Here is a 16,706-nt window from a genome sequence, read left to right on the forward strand (position 1 = left end):
TGAAGCAGCCAACACGACCTCGCTCGCCGTGTTTAGGTGAACGCGGGCAGCGCAGAGCAACTACAGCGAGTCGTACTTGCCGACTCCGAGCACCGACGCCGCACTTCTGGCGGTGAGCGAAGTCGGTTTGTCAGTTGCCTGAGTGCACGCCCAAACCGGGGATCGCGCTGATCGCTGCCGGATCGAACCCTGCCAGCTGCGCAAAGTGCCGGCCGCGTGCAACGTAGTCGCTGTAGGCGCCGAAACTGGGTGCCCCCGGCGAGAGCAGCACCACACCACCCTGCTCGCCCAGCGCATCGCGCGCCAGCTGCATGGCGTGCTCCAGATCGGTGGCGGCATGCAAGCCGAAGCGCCCCGCCTCGGCCAGCGGCGCCAGTAGCGCATGGATGCGCGGGCCATTGGCGCCCATGGTGACGATTTCCAGCGGCGCCTGCTGCGCCATGTGCTGGGCAAAGTCCTGCCAATCCAGCCCGCGATCGTGTCCACCGACCAGCAAGGCGACGCGGCGTTGCGCAAAGCATGCCAGCGCGGCCAGCGAGGCATGCGGCGTGGTGCTGATGGAGTCGTTGACGTAATGGATGCCGTCCACGCTGCCGAGCAACTGCAGCCGGTTCGGCAACGGACGAAAGCTCAAGGCCGCCGGCGCCAGCGCTGCCGCATCCAGGCCAAGCGCTTCCACTGCCGCGAGCACCGCGCAAAGATTGCGACGGTTGTGCTCGCCCGGCAGCGGCACCTCGGCGGTATCGAAAATGGCTTGTTCACCGCGATAGACCACATCGCCACGCAAGTGCCAGCCCTCGGGATGGTTGAACCACAGCACCTGGCTGTCGGGCAGCTGCAAACTGCCAAGAAACGGGTCCGCAGCGTTGAGCAAGGCGATCCGCGGCCGGCCTTCGGTCACCAGCGACAGCTTGTCGCGCACATAGCGCGCCTCATCGCCATGCCAGTCCAGATGCTCGGGAAATAGATTCAGCACCAGCGCCAGCTCGGGGCGCGCGCCGCTGCGTCCGACATCACCGGTTTGATAGCTGGACAACTCGATTGCCCAATACGCCGGTGGCGGCTGCGGTGCCAGCACTTCCAGCAAGGGCTGGCCGATATTGCCGACCAATGCGGTGCGATGCCCGGCCGCACGCAGCACATGCGCCAGCAGTGCCGTGGTGGTGCTCTTGCCCTTGGTGCCGGTGATGCAGATGACACCGGGCACGCTGCCATCCGGCTGCGCGTGTTCGGCAAACCACAGCGCGGTGCCGCCAATGAATTGCGTACCCTGCGCGGCGGCGGCCAGTGCCTCGGCGCGATACGGGCTGATGCCGGGCGACTTCACCACGATCTCAAACCGCCCCAACGCCTGCGCGCTGGCATCGGGTTCCACGTGCAAGGCTGCGTCTGCAAGCGATTCGAATTCGCGCGCCTCTTCAGCGTTGCAGAACACCGTCAGCGATTGGGTGGGCAGCTGCGCGCGCAGTGCGCGATACGCCGCGCGTCCTTCACGTCCCCAGCCCCACAACGCAACCGCCTTGCCTTCAAGCTGCGAAATTCGCACGCACGCGCTCCCACAGCGTCGACGGAATCCGGTGCTCGCCATCGATGGCCATGAGCGGCTCGACCTGCAGGTCCTCCGGGTCGAGCTGCGGCTGGATATCGCGGATGAAGCGCTTCACCAATGCGTCTTCCTTCCATTCGGCGCGGTTGGCCAGCACTGCCATTGCCGCGCGCGATTCGCGGCCTTCGCCCACGCATTCGAACGGCTTGTGATCCTGGAATTCCAGCAGCGCATCGTAGCCGCCTGCCTGCGTCGCATCGTCGAGCAGATTGCGCCCGAAGATGTTGACCAGCCGTGTCTTGGGCATGAAGGGTGCCAGCGCCAGAAACACGAAATGACACTTTGGGCACACGCCGCACCAGCGATGCACCGGGCGCTCGCCCATGATGTGGAAGTTGCGATTGCAGCTGGAAAAATGCGCGTCGTAGTGATCGGTCTTGGCGAATTGCCGTGCCACGGCCAATTCGGACAGCGGCCGCAGCAACGAGTAATAACGCAGATCCGCCGCTACATGCCGTTGCACGTGATCGCCGAACGCTTGCTCGAACGCCCAGCCCTTGGACCACTGGTGATTGACCTCGCCGGTGCCGGGAATCTGGCTGCCATAACTGGCCGAACGTTCGTTGGAGAACACCACCTGGCCCACGCCGTTAAGCAGCGCTGCCAGCACCAGAATGGCCGAGTTCACCGCGGTGACCGGGATATGGCCGTTCCAGGCGCCCTGGCGATTGAGCTCGAACAATTCCGGCGCCAGCACGCGGCCGATATTGAGCACCGGCAGACCGGTGCGCTCGGCGCAGGCACGGATCAGTTGCGAGCCACCGATCCAGCTGACGGTCTGCTCCACGCCGGCCTGGCGCAGGGCCTCGATGCTGACCAAGGAATCCTTGCCACCACCGATTGCCACCAGCGCATGCTCGCGCAGCCCCAATGCCGGCGCAGAGACAGAGGCCTGCCCAGCTACCGGAAAGCGGATCTTGCCGTGCAGATTCAAGCCATTGCGGTACGCAAATTCGCCCAGGCCGTGCAGGTACACGCTTTCCACCAACGCGGCAGTCTCGGCATCGATGCTGTAACTATCGATGCCGATGTTCGGCGGCACCGCTGCCTTGAAATAACTCACGCCTGCAATCAGATGCAGCAGCTGCAACGCCTGCTGCACGGCGGTGGCATTCGCGCCGCCCAGCGCAAACGGTGCACCCGGCACCGCAACGGTCTCGACCAGTTCCGGCCCTTGATCGAAGGCATACACCAGCGTCGCCACGCCGGTCTGCGCGTCGAGTGCGCAACGCACGAAACGGAAGGTGGAAATCTGGTGTTTGTCGAAAGCGCTCATGGACTACCTGCAGGAACACGTACGCGACGCAGATAACGCCGGCACAGGACATATTCAATCATGGAAAACGGCACCGCCGCCCACAGCAGTGGCAGGCAACCGATCACGAACAACAGCAGCATCACGTCCGAGCGAATCACCTTCGCATCGCCGGTGACTGCCAACGCGACCAGCAGATACAGCAGCAAGGCCGGCAAATAGCCAAGCGCACTCAACACCACCGTGCACAAGGCCATGCCACCAGCACGCTGCGCTGGTGCGCGTCCGGCGCGCCGACGCTGCCAGAACGCTGCGCTCCATGCGCCGATGCCGGCAGCAAGCAACGCGGGCAGCACCCACTTCAGGCTGTCGGTCCACGGCATCGGTTGCCCGGCGATGTCGATGGCGGTGGAGAACACCATCGCCACGCCACCGGCCAGCGTGCTGAGTAAAACGAACTCAGCCAGCGGGCGCATCGATCACCTCTTCGCGCGGCAGCTCGCGTTGGTTGTAGGTGCTGGCCATCGAATAGCCGTACGCGCCGGCGTCGGCCACCAGCACCACATCGCCCGGCGCGGTGGCCACAGGCAGGCTGCGGCGCTTGCCGAACACATCCGACGATTCACAGATCGGCCCAACGATATCGAACGTGCCATCGGCCGGCGCGTCGAGCTGGCTGAGATTTTCGATATCGTGCCAGGCGTCGTACAACGCTGGGCGAATCAACGTGTTCATGCCCGCATCCAGGCCCACACGCTGTACGCCATCCTTTTCGATCACCTGGGTGACGCTGGCCAGCAGCACGCCGGCTTCGGCCACCAGGTAGCGACCCGGCTCGATCGCCAGGCGGTAGCCCGGATGCACGGCCTTGACCTCGGCCAGGCCCTTGGCCCACACATCCAGATCGAACGGCTCGTCTTCGGCGCTGTACGGAATCGGCAGGCCGCCACCGATATCGATGGTCTCCACCGTGCCGATACGGCGCGCGAAGCCAGCCAGTTCGTCGTACATCATCCGCCAGTGCTCGCCAGTCTCCACGCCACTGCCCAGGTGCGCATGCACGCCGGTGATGGTGACCTCCAACGTGCGCGCCACTTCAACGAACTCATCCACGCGCGTAGACGACAGCCCGAACTTGGAAGCCTTGCCGCCGGTGTTGACCTTCTCGTGATGGCCGTCTCCGTGCCCCAGGTCGATGCGCAGCCACACGTTGCGGCCGCGGAATACCTCCGGCCAGCGCCGCAACGCTTCGACGTTGTCCACGGTGACGGTCACGCCCAGCGCGAATCCGGCTTCGTACTCGGCCTTCGGCGCGAAACTCGGGGTGAACAGCACGCGCCGCGGCGACAGCTCCGGCAAGGTATCGAACACGCGGCGCAATTCACCATGCGAGACGCATTCCAGCCCGAAACCGGCCTGTTCCATCGCCATCAGGATCGCAGGATGCGCGTTGGCCTTGATCGCGTAATAACGCTGATCCACAGCGGCAATCTGCGCCAGCGCATGCGCACGCGCACGCACGGTGGGCAGGTGGTACGCGTAGCGCGGCGTACCGGCCTTGGACAGCCACAATAGATGCGCGCGCTCGGCATGCCACCACGGCGTGGGCCGCGGACGCACCGAGCCGATGATCTCGCGCCAGCGCGGGCCGAATACATCGCCTTCGCTGACTGGCATCGCACCGCTGTCGATCAGTTCCGCATGCAGGATCGGCAGCAAGCCGTCTGCATCGGATTCGTCGATGACGAAGGTCAGGTTCAAGTCGTTGGACGACTGCGAAATCATGTGCACGCGTTCCTGCCCGAACGTGGCCCACACGTCGGAGAGCTTGTGCAGCAGCGAGCGCATGCCGCGCCCGACCAGGGTGATGGCCGCGCACGGGACAATGATCTTGACCTTGCAGATCTGCGACAGATCCGCCGACAACGCCGCCAGCACATCGGTGTTGACCAGATTTTCCGAAGGATCCAACGACACGGTGACGTTGGTCTCGGCCGAACCGATCAAATCCACCGACAGCCCATGCTTCTTGAACAGAGTGAACACGTCTGCCAGGAAGCCGACCTGCTGCCACATGCCGATGCCTTCCATGGACACCAGCACGATGCCGTTGCGGCGGCTGATCGCCTTGACGCCCAACACCGGCTCGGCATTGCCGTCGATGCTGGTGCCAGGCAGGTCGGGGCGCTCGGTATCCAGGATCGCCATCGGCACGCCGGAATCGCGGCACGGCTTGATCGACCGCGGATGCAGCACCTTGGCGCCGGTGGTGGCGATTTCCTGCGCTTCGTAATAGTCCAGCCGGGTCAGCAGGCGCGCGTCCGGCACTTCTTTCGGGTTGGCGCTGAACATGCCGGGCACGTCGGTCCAGATTTCCACTCGGCTGGCGCCGAGCAACGCGCCGAAGTACGCCGCCGAAGTGTCCGAACCGCCGCGGCCCAGAATCGCGGTGCCGCCGTCGGCGTGCCGCGAAATGAAGCCCTGGGTGATCAACAAGCGCGTGGGCTGCGCAGCGAAACGCGCGCGCCAATCAGCGTCGGACTGCCACTGGCACGACACCGACAAGCGCCTGGACCATTCGCTCTGATTGGGCTGCGGCGGCAACGCCGACAACCACTGGCGCGCATCCAGCCAGCCCATGTCCAGGCCGCTGGCATGCAGATACGCCGCACCGATGGTGGACGACAGCAACTCACCCTGCCCCAACACCTCGGCCTGCCAATCCAGCGTGCGCGCTGCAGCGCGCACGTCGCCAAGCAATGCGTGCAGTGCGGCCAGCCGCTCGCCCAGCACCGCATCGGCGTCCAGCTCGAGCTCGGCCAAAAACTCTCGATGGCGTTGTTCCAGTGCTGCCACGCGCTGTGCGCTGTCGGCAGCGCCATCGGCAATGGCGGTGAGCTCGTTGGTCACGCCCGACAATGCGGACACCACCACCAGCACGCGACCGCCGGTTTCGCTCGCCCGTTTGCTCGCCAGTTTTCCAATCGTGTCCCAGCGATGACGACGCGACACCGAGGTGCCGCCGAACTTGAGGACGATCCAACGATCGGTAGAGTGGGGAGCTGACATTGAGATAGGTGTTTAGGATGGGGGAAAGATGCCCGGTACGCCGAGCGGAACTTCCGATTCTACTGCCAATGCCGCTCGCATGACCCCGCGTGCGATCACAGCGCGCGGGTCGCCACGTCCACTGCCGCATCGGTTTGCACTGCAACCATCGGCGCCCCTTCTTTCGACGAGATTTAGCCGCCATGAGCAAGCACCGCTATCTGCAACTGGATGTTTTCGCCGGCCAGGCCGGCAGCGGCAACCCGCTGGGCGTGGTCTTCCAGGCAGAGACGTTGGCGTCCGAGCAGATGCAGCAGATTGCCGCGTGGCTGAACCTGTCGGAGACGATCTTCTTCCTGCCGGTCAGCGTGCCCGATGCCGACTATCACATCCGCATCTTCACTCCACGCGCCGAGCTGCCGTTTGCCGGCCACCCCAGCGTCGGCGCGGCGTGGGCAGCGGTGACCCACGGCGTGACCGCCTACAAACCCGACGGCCAGCTTCGCCAGCAATGCGCGGCCGGCGTGCTGCCGGTAGAGGTATTCGACCGGCACGGCGCCTTGTTGGTGCGGCTACGCGCGCCGCGCGCACGCGCCATCGACACAGGTGATACGTACGCCGACGCGTTGCACGCGGCCTGCGCCGAGCTGCGCGTGGGTCTACAGCCGGCTGCGCTCTGGAACAACGGCCCGAACTGGTGGTTGCTGGAATTGGCCGACGCGCAGGCGGTACGGCAGGCAACCCCGGACCTTGCCGCCATTGCCCGCCTGACCCAGGCCAGCGCCGCCACCGGGCTGGCGATCTACGCGCCCCTGCACGACGGCCAAGCAGACCTCGTGGTTCGCGCCTTCTGCCCCGGCGATGGCATTCCCGAAGACCCTGTCACTGGCAGCGCCAATGCCTGCATTGCCGCCCGCCTGCATGGCGAAGGCCGCCTGCCCGGGGCGCAATCGCGCTATGTCGCCAGCCAGGGTCGCGAGGTCGGCCGCGATGGCCGCGTCCATATCGAGGTGGACGAGCATGGCGAAGTTTGGATCGGCGGAACGACGCTGCAGGTGATCGATGGCCGCATCGATTGGTAAGCTGCTGCGCCCTTCCTGCGGATCGACGCGCATGACCACTCGCCGCTTCCTGCAACTGGATGTGTTTTCCGCCCGCCCCGGCAGCGGCAATCCGTTGGCCGTGGTGCTGGATGCCCAGGGTCTGGACGATGCGGCGATGCAGGCCATCGCGCGTTGGACCAAACTGCCGGAAACCACCTTTGTGTTCCCATCCGAAAACGCGCACGGCAGCTACCGGCTGCGTATGTTTTCGCCGCAAAAAGAGGTGCCGTTTGCCGGCCATCCCAGTGTGGGCACCGCCCATGCCGTACTTGAAGCTGGCTTGGCTGCACCGGTCGATGGCGTGTTGGTACAGGATGGCATCGCCGGTCAGTTACCGCTGCGTGTGGATCAGCGCAACGGTCGCCGCAGCATCGCAATCCGCACGCCGCGCGCGCGCGTTGCCGAGCAGGTGCACGCCGACGACACGCGCCTGCGCGATGCGTTGCATGGTTGGCCGTTGGGCACGTTGCCGCCTGCGCTGATGGACGGCGGCCGCACATGGTGGGTGGTGGAACTGGGCAGCGAAGCCGCGCTGCGCGGCCTGCAACCGGATTGGGACGCGATCGCTGCATTGGCCGAATCCACCGGCAGCATGGGGGTATTTGCCTATGCCCGCGCCGCCGTACCGGGCGCCTACGATCTGGCGGTGCGCGCTTTCGTCGGCAATGGCCGGCGCTTCGAAGATGCGGCATCGGGCGCGGCCAATGCGGTGCTCGCCGCATGGCTGGACAGCCGTCACGCGTTGCCCGGCACCGATCGCCGCTACGTGGTGAGCCAGGGCCGCGAAATTGGCTTCGACGCCCTGCTGGAACTGCATATCGATGCCGACGGCGACGTATGGTCGGGCGGCCAGGTCCAGACGGTGATTCGCGGCACGCTGGATTGGGCGTAGAGCGGGTAACAAGATTGCCGCGCGGGATTCAAGACAGAGCCGCACCCTGCCTGCCAGTGCAGCTCGGTGAAGGGTCATGACCGGTGCGCCAATGGTCAGACGCGTGCGATGCAGCACAGTGCATCGCTTCGATCAAAACCTCCAGGCGCTACCACAGCGCACCACTGCAGCCGCAATCATTGCCTCAAAAACAAGAACGCTGCGGTTGCCCGCAGCGCTCTTGTTCACCCCGATGCCGCAATCAACTAGCGGCACCAATGCCTCAGCAATTGATCAGTCAGGGCGCACGTCGACGCGCACCCGGATGCGGTCGCCCGGGTTGTAATCGCTATGCGTGTGATACGTACGGCCAGCGTATTCGTAGGTCACGTCATAGCCATCCACGCGGTCGCGTTCGCGGCGGTACGACACCGGCTCGCAGACCCTGACGTTTCCCTGGTAAGTCCGGTTGTTGGCTTCATAGATAGAACGGCCCGCTGCGACACCCGCCATGGTGCCCACGGCGGTACCCACCAGACGACCGTTGCCGCCGCCGACTTGGCTGCCCAGCACTGCGCCCGCGATACCGCCGATGACACTGGCGACACCGCGATTGGACACACCGGACTGGCCGTAGCCGCCGTCGCGGTAGTAGCCGCCGTTGCTGGTGTAGTAACCGTCGGCAGGACGGTCGTAGCAACGTTCGCTGGTGCGTTCGTTGTACGAATCGGCAACGATGATCGGATCCACGCGCACGACGCGCGCATATTCGTAACGACCATCCTCGTAGCCGCTGCGGCCGTAATTGCTGTAGCCGCTGTCATAGCGCTGTGCCGTGGCGTTACCCGCCACGACCAGACCCATCACCAGAGCACCAAGCACGAGAGTTTTCATTGCGGCAGCTTCATAGGGAGGACACGCTGCCGATGCTCGGCCTGTGCCAGTGAAACCGCCCTGAACCAAACCGGTCTCAAAAAGCCCTATTCAGGTTGCCGCCAGCTGCGCGCGCCGTGCGCGTGTGCCGGCGCGTCGCAGCGGTGTCGGCGTCAGCTGGAAAACTCGGTTTCCAGGCTGATCGGCACAGCGCTCAGCGCCTTGGACACCGGGCAATTTTTCTTGGCGGCATCGGCCAGCTCACGGAACTTGGCTTCGTCGATGCCCGGCACGACGGCCTTGAGCGTGAGACGGATCTGCGACAACTGCGGGCCGCCTTCCATCGACAAATCCACATCCGCGCGCGTATCCAACGAGGTCGGCGGAAAACCAGCCTCGGTCAACTGCGCAGACAACGCCATGGTGAAACAGCCGGCATGCGCGGCGGCGATGAGCTCTTCCGGATTGGTGCCCTTCTCATCGCCGAAGCGGCTGCTGAAGGCATAACGGGTGTCGTCCATCAAGCCGCTCTGCGGCGTGCTGAGCTTACCCTTGCCAGTCTTGAGGTCGCCTTCCCAGTGAGCGGTGGCGTAACGTGAAATACCCATTGCGATCTCCTGCGCTGAAAGGAGCCGTCACGATAGGTGAGTGGGTGTTAGCCGGTGGTGCTGGAATCGGCAATGGGGAATGAGGAATCGCAAGAGCAGATCGCCAGGTGCATCCGACAGCCTGCGACTGCTGGTTCGCACTGACTGAGTTGCGCAACGAACGCGACCGCGCAGCGGACCAAGGTACGCATTCGGCAAAAAGCTGCTGTCTCTTCGCAATCAACGCTTCATAGATCAAAGGCGACCGCGCGTTGGGTGCGCGGTCGCGTTGCCGCTTTTGGAGCGGCTAACACCCCTAATGTCCAGCCGTTTTTAGCCCAGCAAGGTTTCCAGCACTGCCATGCGCACGGCGACGCCGTTGGCGACCTGCCGCAACACGCAAGATTGCGCGCCATCGGCCACTTCATCGGTGATTTCCACACCGCGGTTGATCGGGCCCGGGTGCAGCACCGCGGCATCGCGGCCGGCGCGCGCAAGACGCTCGCGGGTCAGACCATATTCGGTGTGATATTGCTCCAGGGACGGCACCAGGCCTTCTTCCATGCGCTCGCGCTGCAGGCGCAGCATCATCAGCGCATCGGCGCCCTCGAGCATGGCATCGAAATCCTGGCCGACCACGCAGCCGTCGAGCATGCCGTCATCGGGCAGCAGGCTCGCCGGGCCGCAGACGCGGATTTCGCCGGCGCCCAGCGTGCGCAGGGCATGCAGGTCCGAGCGCGCTACGCGCGAGTGTTTGACGTCGCCGACGATGACGACCTTGAGCTTGGAAAAATCGGTGCCTTTGGCCTGGCGCAGGGTGAGCATGTCGAGCAGGCCCTGGGTGGGATGCGCGCTACGTCCGTCGCCGGCATTGATCAAGGCGGTGCCCTCGCCCGCGGCCGCGGCCAGCGCTTCCACCGCACCGTCGTCGGGGTGACGCACCACGAAGCCGCGCACGCCCATCGCTTCGAGATTCTTCAGCGTGTCGCGCGCGGTTTCGCCCTTGCGGGTGGATGAGGTGGAGGCATCGAAATTGAGTACGTCCGCGCCCAGTCGCTGCGCCGCCAGATGGAAGGAACTGCGCGTGCGCGTAGAGGGTTCGAAGAACAGCGTGCACACCGCAGTGCCCGCCAGCACGCTGCGCTTGCCCACGCGCCCCACCGCCGCGTCGCGGATCTGGCCGGCGCGGTCAAGCAATTGCAGGAGCGTGGTGCGCGGCAGTCCTTCCAGGGTGAGCAGGTGGCGCAGGCGTCCGTCCGAATCGAGTTGCATGGTGGTCATCGCAGGTCGGGAGTGTCAGGGAAGAAGAGTGGCTTGGTCGGGCGCGGCCAACCAGCGTTCGACGATCACCGCGGCCGCCATCGCGTCCAGCGCCTCGGCATCGCGGCGGCGCTTGCGCCCGTCGGCGCGCTCGCGCGCGAAGCGCTGCGCGGCTTCGACCGAACTGGAGCGCTCGTCGATCAGGACGACCGGCAGCGCGTAGCGCTCGCGCAGTTGGCGGGCGAAGGCGTGCGCGCGCTTGCGTGCTGGTTGGTCTTTGTCGTCCAGCGTCAGCGGGTCGCCGACCACTAGGCCGTCGGGGCGCCATTCCTTGTGCACACGGTCTAGCGCAACCCAGTCGGGGCCGCTGGCATGCACATGGATGACGGCCACCGCACGCGCGCCGGCACCGAGCGCGGTGCCGACTGCGACGCCGATCCGGCGCGACCCCACATCGAAGCCCAGCACCGTGCCATCGGGACGGATCGTGCCCGCCTCAGGCATGCCCGGAATAGTCCGTGAGCCGGAACAAGTCCACGCCGATACGCCCGGCTGCGGTCTGCCAGCGATCTTCCAGCGCGGTGGCAAACAGCACATTGGCGTCCGACGGCGCGGTGAGCCAGCTGTTTTCGCCCAGTTCGAATTCCAGCTGGCCCGCACCCCAACCGGCGCAGCCCAGCGCTACCAGCGCATTGCGCGGGCCGTTGCCGGCCGCCATGGCCTCGAGAATGTCGCGCGAGGTGGTCAGGAACACGCCCTGCCCCACTTCCAGGCTGGAATCCCATTCGCGCGCATCGTCATGGATGACAAAGCCACGCTCCGGATGCACCGGCCCGCCGCTGAGCACGATCTGCTCGCGCAACGGCTCATCGTCGGTCTCGATCCCCATCTGCGACAGGACTTCGCCCAAGGTGTATTCGGAGGGCCGGTTGACCAGCACGCCCATGGCGCCGTTCTCGTCGTGCTGACAGATCAGCGCGACGCTGCGCGAAAAGGTGGGATCGGACAGCGCGGGAAGCGCAATCAGCAGTTGGTTGGCCAGAGGCGTAGGCAAAACAGACATGGCCGCATTCTAGCCGTTCGCTCTGCCGCGCGCAGAGTCAATGCCATACTCGGCGTGACACGCCATGGAACGACGATGCCGCCGACATCAGGAACCACATCCCCGCCCCTTGATGCACCACTGCCCCGCAAGACCCGCGCCTTCATCGTGTTGGTCGCGCTGTTACAGGGCGGTCTGCTGTATCTGGCTGCCTTGGGCCAGCAACATGGCGTGTGGCCCTTTACCGAACTGGGCGCGCGAATCTGCTGGTACACGCTGGTCATGACAATTCCCGGCATCGCGCTGCTGAGCGCGCAGGATCTGCGCAATTGGCGACTGTGGCAGCACGTGGCCGCGAGTACGCTGGTGTTCACGGCCTTGGGCAGTTGGGCTGCATGGACGGCCACAGGCGCGCCGGCCCTGAATCTGCCCCCGGTTCTTTGGTCGTTCGGTTTTACCGTGGCGGTCGGATGGTTCGTCGCCTTGCCCTGGCTACAGCATCGTCAACTGCGTGGCCATTGGCGCGCAGGCTACCGCGACCTGTTCGAACATGCCTGGCAGAACGCGTTGACCCTGGCGCTGGCGCTGCTGTTCGTCTGCGTGTGCTGGATGGTGCTGGGGCTGTGGGCCAGCCTGTTCGCGCTTGTCAAGATTCAGGTCTTTCGCGATCTGTTCCGCGAACAGGCCTTTATCTACCTGGCGACCGGCGTCATTACCGGGCTAGGCGTCCTGATCGGGCGTACCCAGCATCGCGCGGTGCAGGTGATGCGCCAGATCCTGTTTTCCCTCTGTACCGGGCTGCTACCGCTGTTGGCGGGCATTGCGCTTCTGTTTCTGCTGGTGCTGCCGTTCACCGGCCTGCAGGCGTTATGGCAAACCCGCTCGGCAGCAGCGATCCTGATGAGCTGGGTGTTCGGGCTGGTGCTGTTCACCAATGCCGTGTACCAGGATGGCAGCGTGCCGCCCCCGTATCCACGCTGGCTGCGGCGACTGGTCGAAGCCGGCTTGCTCAGTCTTCCGTTGCATGCGGCGCTGGCGGGTTATGCGGTAATCCTGCGCATTGCGCAACATGGCTGGACCGGCCAACGCTTCTGCGCTGCGCTGCTGGCCATGCTGGCGCTGGCGTACGCCATGGCCTACGCGTTCGCGGTACTGCGGCAACGTGCCGATCGTTGGCTGCCGCATCTGGCCAATGGCAACGTCGTGCTGTCCTGGGTGGTGATCGCCCTGGCGGTGCTGGTCAACAGCCCGCTGCTGGATCCCTATCGCATCACGGTGAACAGTCAGATACACCGCGTGGCCAACGCCGCGTCCGACGCCGCAGACCAGAATCTGGCGTTTTTGCGTTTCGACAACGGTAGGCGCGGATACCAGGCCGTGCAGTCGCTGCGCGAGAACCCCGCCTTTACTGGCAGCACTGCGCGCAAGTTGAAGCTGGAGCAGCTATTGGCACGTACCAGTCGCTGGAGCAGCACTGAACCCGTAGAAGATCACCAGGACAGACAGCTGACCGACCTGACCCAAATCCGCCAGCATGTGACCGTGGCTGCCGGCCAGGCAGCGCCGCCGGAGGACTGGTGGCAGTACCTGGTGAGGTCCCAGATGCTCGCCGGGTCTTGCACGCAGGGCAACAGCAATTGCGTGGTCAGCAGCAACGATCTCGATGGCGACGGCCAGCTCGATGTGCTGCTGTGCAGTCTCAATGGCGAATACGCAGTCGCCTGCGAGCTGCAGACACGCAACCGAGATGGGTGGTATCAGGCCGGCACGGCACAGCTTTACTCCCTCGACGGCGCGGCCATGAGCGAAGTGAGCCAAGCACTGCGCAACGGTCAGATCCAAACGCGGCCCAATCGCTGGCCAGATCTGGCACTACCGGGAGACCGACGTATCCACATCAGACCCAGCGAGGAAGGTCTCCGGCCGGAGACTCGACCATGAGCGGCTATTGCACCACCGCCCCGGGCCATCCGATCCATGGCCACTACCACGATCACGAATACGGCTTTCCACAGCGCGACGAGCGCGAACTGTTCGAGCGACTGGTGCTGGAAATCAACCAGGCTGGGCTGAGCTGGGAAACCATCCTGCGCAAGCGTGTCAATTTCCAGCAGGCCTATGACGGCTTCGATGTGGATACCGTCGCAGCGTACGGCGACGCCGACATCGCCAGATTGATGGGCGATGCCGGCATCATCCGCAATCGCCTCAAGGTGCTGGCGGCAATCCACAACGCACAAGTCATCCAGCGCTTGCGCGCCACGTACGGCAGCTTCGCGCAGTGGCTGGACGCTCACCATCCGCTCGACAAACCGGCCTGGATCAAGCTGTTCAAGAAGACCTTCCGTTTCACCGGCGGCGAAATCACCGGCGAGTTCCTGATGAGCCTGGGCTATCTGCCCGGCGCACATCACGTCGACTGCCCGGTGTTTTCGCGCATCCAGGCACTGGCGCCGCCGTGGATGCAGGCGCAACAACCCGCGAAAACGCGTACGGTCCAGCGCAGCTAGACACCTCTTGCACGTCACACGCGAAATGCACGCGACATGGCGATTGGCATCGGTATTTCCGGCTGGCGTTACCCGCACTGGCGCGGCACGTTTTATCCGGCCGGTCTGGCCCAGCGGCGCGAGCCCGAGTACGCCGCAGGCTGCTTTCCCAGTGTGGAAATCAATGGCTCGTTTTATTCGCTGCGGCGTCCGGAAAGCGTCCAGCGCTGGCATGACGAAACGCCGGACGCGTTCATATTCTCTGTCAAAGGCCGGCGCCTCATCACCCATATGAAGCGCCTGCGTGATTGCGAACAGGCGCTGGCCAACTTCTTCGCCTGCGTGCACCACTCGCATGCTCAGGTTCCTGCGCTGCATCCACGTCCACCTGACGACGACCCGCTACCTGTTGCCAACGGTTCTTGGACGCGCCACGCGAATGATCGTCGGCAGACGTTACAGGCCCATATAACGATGCGGGCGGTGATTGAACATCAGTACCAGACTCAGCATCAACGCGCCGATGGCCGAATACAGCACCTTGTCCGGCGTCAACACGAAAAAAGCGATCGCCATCAGCATCGCGTCGAAACTCATCTGCACCTTGCCGGCGCTCCAGCCGCGCTCGCGCTGCAGATACACCGCCAGGATGCCGATGCCGCCCAGGCTGCCGCGGTGACGAATGAAGAACAGGATGCCCAGCCCCGCCAGCGCACCGCCAACGATCGCCGAAAACAACGTCTCGACGTGCGCGTACTCGGCCCAGCGCGGCAGCAGGTCGGTGAGCGCCCCGCAGGCACCCACCGCCACAAAGGTCTTCAAGGTGAATTCCCAGCCCATGCGGCGCACGCTCAGCCAGTAAAACGGCAGATTGACGAGCACGAACACCAGGCCGAAATTCCAGTGCAGCGCGTAGTGCAGCAGGAAGGCCACGCCCGCCATGCCGCCGATCATCAGCCCGCCCTTGGCAAAGATGGCCAGACCAAGCGATGCGACCAGGGTCGCTAACACCATGCCTTGCACATCCTCTGCAACCGAATGATGGAAAGCATCGTCGCTGGCGGCAGTACCAGCCGAATCCGGCGGCGGCGTTAACGGGCCGGATGTCACTACGGCGCCGTCGTCGGGCAACGGCTCTTGCTCCGGACGGAGATCGGAATCGGGAAGGCTCACGGATGGGGAACTGCAGTGGGGTGCGGATATTAGACACTATCGGCTGGCGCGGTTACATCTGAAACCGCAGCGCGCCGATGCGCAGCCCAGCCAGGCTTCAGTCAGCGGCTGCGCTGCGTCGTCTCAGCGACGCCAGCATTTAGCTCGATGGCGGAGTCGATCGCGCCAGTGGGTGGCCGACTCCGCGTTGCACAGGCGGCCCCGGTCGCATAGCACGCCGGACTGGTTCTTTGCCTCGGCGCGCCCAGGCGTGCTTGCCGACGTTCTTATCGAACCTCGGAAATTTCCACACCATCCAGGCCCTGCGCCAAGGTTTTGGCATCGCCGCCCTGCGACAGTTTGATGCGCAGGCGCACCTCGTTCTGCGAGTCGGCGTAACGCAGCGCGTCTTCGTAGCTGATTTCGCCGGCCTGGTAGAGCTCGAACAGGCTTTGATCGAAGGTGCGCATGCCCAGGTTGGTGGACTCCTTCATGATCTCCTTGAGCTTGTGGATCTCGCCGTCGCGGATGTAGTCCTGCACCAGCGGCGTGCCCAACATGATTTCCATCGCCACGCGGCGGCTACGGCCATCCGGCGTCGGAATCAGCTGCTGCGCCACCACGCCCTTGAGATTGAGCGACAGATCCATCAACAGCTGGTTGCGACGATCTTCGGGGAAGAAGTTGATGATGCGGTCCATCGCTTGGTTGGCGTTGTTGGCGTGCAGCGTGCACAACACCAAGTGGCCGGTTTCAGCGAAGGCAATCGCGTGGTCCATGCCCTCGCGGGTACGCACCTCGCCGATCATGATCACGTCCGGCGCCTGGCGCAGGGTGTTTTTCAGCGCATTTTCCCAGCTGTCGGTATCGATGCCGACTTCGCGCTGGGTGATGATGCAGCCCTCGTGCTTGTGCACGAATTCGATCGGATCTTCGATGGTGATGATGTGGCCAGTGGAATTCTGGTTGCGGTAACCGATCATCGCTGCCAGCGAGGTCGACTTACCGGTACCGGTGGCGCCAACGAAGATGATGATGCCGCGCTTGGTCATCGCCAGCGTCTTGATCACCGGCGGCAGGCTCAGCTCGTCCACGGTGGGGATGCGCGTTTCGATCCGGCGCAGCACCATGCCCACCTGATTGCGCTGGTAAAAACAGCTCACACGAAAACGCCCGACTCCGGACACGCCGATGGCGAAGTTGCACTCGTGGGTCTTTTCGAATTCCTCGCGCTGCGAGGGCGTCATCACGTTCAACACCAGATCGCGGCTCTGCTGCGCAGTCAGCGGGCTCTGGGTGATCGGGCTGATCTTGCCATTGACCTTGATCGCCGGCGGCATCCCCGAGGTGATGAACAGGTCCGACGCCTTCTGATGCGCCATCAGCTTGAGGAAGGAGGTGAAATCGATGGTGCTCATGG

The 16,706-nt window shown here is 64.5% G+C and carries 15 protein-coding genes and 1 pseudogene; 5 read left to right on the forward strand and 11 right to left on the reverse strand.

Going from position 1 to position 16,706, the window contains the following annotated elements:
• Positions 1 to 130: 130 nt before the first annotated feature.
• The 4 genes from murD to XpruCFBP8353_RS01445 are packed head-to-tail and all read right to left on the reverse strand — an operon-like array spanning position 131 to position 5,930.
• Positions 131 to 1,546 carry a UDP-N-acetylmuramoyl-L-alanine--D-glutamate ligase gene (gene murD / locus XpruCFBP8353_RS01430; protein WP_101361605.1) on the reverse strand — a complete coding sequence of 472 codons (1,416 nt, stop codon included), beginning with the start codon at positions 1,544 to 1,546 and terminating at the stop codon, positions 131 to 133.
• Positions 1,527 to 2,882 carry a UDP-N-acetyl-alpha-D-muramoyl-L-alanyl-L-glutamate epimerase gene (murL, locus tag XpruCFBP8353_RS01435; protein WP_101361606.1) on the reverse strand — a complete coding sequence of 452 codons (1,356 nt, stop codon included), beginning with the start codon at positions 2,880 to 2,882 and terminating at the stop codon, positions 1,527 to 1,529. Before murL ends, murD begins: the two co-directional genes overlap by 20 nt.
• Positions 2,879 to 3,337 carry a hypothetical protein gene (locus XpruCFBP8353_RS01440; protein ID WP_101361607.1) on the reverse strand — a complete coding sequence of 153 codons (459 nt, stop codon included), beginning with the start codon at positions 3,335 to 3,337 and terminating at the stop codon, positions 2,879 to 2,881. Before XpruCFBP8353_RS01440 ends, murL begins: the two co-directional genes overlap by 4 nt.
• The gene (locus XpruCFBP8353_RS01445) at positions 3,321 to 5,930 is read right to left on the reverse strand and encodes a bifunctional aspartate kinase/diaminopimelate decarboxylase (protein ID WP_101361608.1); all 2,610 of its coding nucleotides are present in this window, start codon (positions 5,928 to 5,930) and stop codon (positions 3,321 to 3,323) included. The genes XpruCFBP8353_RS01440 and XpruCFBP8353_RS01445 overlap by 17 nt, the downstream gene beginning before the upstream one ends.
• Before the next feature lie 182 nt (positions 5,931 to 6,112).
• On the opposite strand from XpruCFBP8353_RS01445, the gene XpruCFBP8353_RS01450 reads away from it, so the two are divergent.
• Together XpruCFBP8353_RS01450 and XpruCFBP8353_RS01455 are read left to right on the forward strand one after the other, a co-directional pair.
• Positions 6,113 to 6,991 carry a PhzF family phenazine biosynthesis protein gene (locus tag XpruCFBP8353_RS01450; protein WP_101361609.1) on the forward strand — a complete coding sequence of 293 codons (879 nt, stop codon included), beginning with the start codon at positions 6,113 to 6,115 and terminating at the stop codon, positions 6,989 to 6,991.
• A gap of 31 nt (positions 6,992 to 7,022) precedes the next feature.
• A complete protein-coding gene (locus tag XpruCFBP8353_RS01455) occupies positions 7,023 to 7,904 on the forward strand; it encodes a PhzF family phenazine biosynthesis protein (RefSeq protein WP_101361610.1) in 882 nt (293 codons plus the stop codon).
• 273 nt (positions 7,905 to 8,177) lie between these two features.
• On the opposite strand, the gene XpruCFBP8353_RS01460 is transcribed toward XpruCFBP8353_RS01455, so the two are convergent.
• The 5 genes from XpruCFBP8353_RS01460 to XpruCFBP8353_RS01480 form a co-directional block, all read right to left on the reverse strand.
• Complete coding sequence (locus XpruCFBP8353_RS01460; RefSeq protein WP_101361611.1) at positions 8,178 to 8,777, reverse strand: glycine zipper 2TM domain-containing protein; 600 nt, start codon at positions 8,775 to 8,777, stop codon at positions 8,178 to 8,180.
• A gap of 152 nt (positions 8,778 to 8,929) precedes the next feature.
• Positions 8,930 to 9,364, reverse strand: coding sequence for an OsmC family protein (locus tag XpruCFBP8353_RS01465; RefSeq protein ID WP_101361612.1), 435 nt, complete (start codon positions 9,362 to 9,364; stop codon positions 8,930 to 8,932).
• Between the two features lie 312 nt (positions 9,365 to 9,676).
• A complete protein-coding gene (locus XpruCFBP8353_RS01470; RefSeq protein ID WP_101361613.1) occupies positions 9,677 to 10,624 on the reverse strand; it encodes an aspartate carbamoyltransferase catalytic subunit in 948 nt (315 codons plus the stop codon).
• Between the two features lie 15 nt (positions 10,625 to 10,639).
• Positions 10,640 to 11,107: a Holliday junction resolvase RuvX gene (gene ruvX / locus XpruCFBP8353_RS01475; protein WP_101361614.1), complete on the reverse strand. Its 468-nt coding sequence runs from the start codon at positions 11,105 to 11,107 to the stop codon at positions 10,640 to 10,642.
• Positions 11,100 to 11,666, reverse strand: a complete 567-nt coding sequence (locus tag XpruCFBP8353_RS01480) for a YqgE/AlgH family protein (RefSeq protein WP_101361615.1) — start codon at positions 11,664 to 11,666, stop codon at positions 11,100 to 11,102. Before XpruCFBP8353_RS01480 ends, ruvX begins: the two co-directional genes overlap by 8 nt.
• 75 nt (positions 11,667 to 11,741) lie before the next feature.
• On the opposite strand from XpruCFBP8353_RS01480, the gene XpruCFBP8353_RS01485 reads away from it, so the two are divergent.
• From XpruCFBP8353_RS01485 to XpruCFBP8353_RS01495, 3 genes and pseudogenes are all read left to right on the forward strand, one after another.
• Positions 11,742 to 13,586, forward strand: coding sequence for a DUF4153 domain-containing protein (locus XpruCFBP8353_RS01485; protein ID WP_101361616.1), 1,845 nt, complete (start codon positions 11,742 to 11,744; stop codon positions 13,584 to 13,586).
• Entirely contained in the window at positions 13,583 to 14,155 is a 573-nt protein-coding gene (locus tag XpruCFBP8353_RS01490; RefSeq protein ID WP_101361617.1) for a DNA-3-methyladenine glycosylase I, read from the forward strand. Before XpruCFBP8353_RS01485 ends, XpruCFBP8353_RS01490 begins: the two co-directional genes overlap by 4 nt.
• A gap of 7 nt (positions 14,156 to 14,162) precedes the next feature.
• Positions 14,163 to 14,473: pseudogene (locus tag XpruCFBP8353_RS01495) on the forward strand (DUF72 domain-containing protein); the annotation flags it as partial.
• Positions 14,474 to 14,590: 117 nt separating this feature from the next.
• Here XpruCFBP8353_RS01495 and XpruCFBP8353_RS01500 read toward each other — a convergent pair.
• The gene (locus tag XpruCFBP8353_RS01500) at positions 14,591 to 15,265 is read right to left on the reverse strand and encodes a YitT family protein (RefSeq protein WP_101361618.1); all 675 of its coding nucleotides are present in this window, start codon (positions 15,263 to 15,265) and stop codon (positions 14,591 to 14,593) included.
• A 308-nt stretch (positions 15,266 to 15,573) separates the two neighbouring features.
• The gene (locus tag XpruCFBP8353_RS01505; protein ID WP_101361619.1) at positions 15,574 to 16,704 is read right to left on the reverse strand and encodes a PilT/PilU family type 4a pilus ATPase; all 1,131 of its coding nucleotides are present in this window, start codon (positions 16,702 to 16,704) and stop codon (positions 15,574 to 15,576) included.
• Positions 16,705 to 16,706 lie beyond the last annotated feature (2 nt).

It is taken from the genome of Xanthomonas prunicola, assembly GCF_002846205.1.
GTDB classification, from domain to species: Bacteria; Pseudomonadota; Gammaproteobacteria; order Xanthomonadales; family Xanthomonadaceae; genus Xanthomonas; species Xanthomonas prunicola.

Excerpts from the sequence above, each read along its gene's own strand:
- XpruCFBP8353_RS01490 (WP_101361617.1), top strand. The coding sequence starts at position 13,583 with ATGAGCGGCTATTGCACCACCGCCCCGGGCCATCCGATCCATGGCCAC.
- XpruCFBP8353_RS01505 (WP_101361619.1), bottom strand. The coding sequence starts at position 16,704 with ATGAGCACCATCGATTTCACCTCCTTCCTCAAGCTGATGGCGCATCAG.
- XpruCFBP8353_RS01455 (WP_101361610.1), top strand. The coding sequence starts at position 7,023 with ATGACCACTCGCCGCTTCCTGCAACTGGATGTGTTTTCCGCCCGCCCC.
- XpruCFBP8353_RS01460 (WP_101361611.1), bottom strand. The coding sequence starts at position 8,777 with ATGAAAACTCTCGTGCTTGGTGCTCTGGTGATGGGTCTGGTCGTGGCG.
- XpruCFBP8353_RS01470 (WP_101361613.1), bottom strand. The coding sequence starts at position 10,624 with ATGACCACCATGCAACTCGATTCGGACGGACGCCTGCGCCACCTGCTC.
- XpruCFBP8353_RS01445 (WP_101361608.1), bottom strand. The coding sequence starts at position 5,930 with ATGTCAGCTCCCCACTCTACCGATCGTTGGATCGTCCTCAAGTTCGGC.
- murL (WP_101361606.1), bottom strand. The coding sequence starts at position 2,882 with ATGAGCGCTTTCGACAAACACCAGATTTCCACCTTCCGTTTCGTGCGT.
- XpruCFBP8353_RS01450 (WP_101361609.1), top strand. The coding sequence starts at position 6,113 with ATGAGCAAGCACCGCTATCTGCAACTGGATGTTTTCGCCGGCCAGGCC.
- XpruCFBP8353_RS01465 (WP_101361612.1), bottom strand. The coding sequence starts at position 9,364 with ATGGGTATTTCACGTTACGCCACCGCTCACTGGGAAGGCGACCTCAAG.
- XpruCFBP8353_RS01485 (WP_101361616.1), top strand. The coding sequence starts at position 11,742 with ATGCCGCCGACATCAGGAACCACATCCCCGCCCCTTGATGCACCACTG.
- XpruCFBP8353_RS01440 (WP_101361607.1), bottom strand. The coding sequence starts at position 3,337 with ATGCGCCCGCTGGCTGAGTTCGTTTTACTCAGCACGCTGGCCGGTGGC.
- XpruCFBP8353_RS01480 (WP_101361615.1), bottom strand. The coding sequence starts at position 11,666 with ATGTCTGTTTTGCCTACGCCTCTGGCCAACCAACTGCTGATTGCGCTT.
- ruvX (WP_101361614.1), bottom strand. The coding sequence starts at position 11,107 with ATGCCTGAGGCGGGCACGATCCGTCCCGATGGCACGGTGCTGGGCTTC.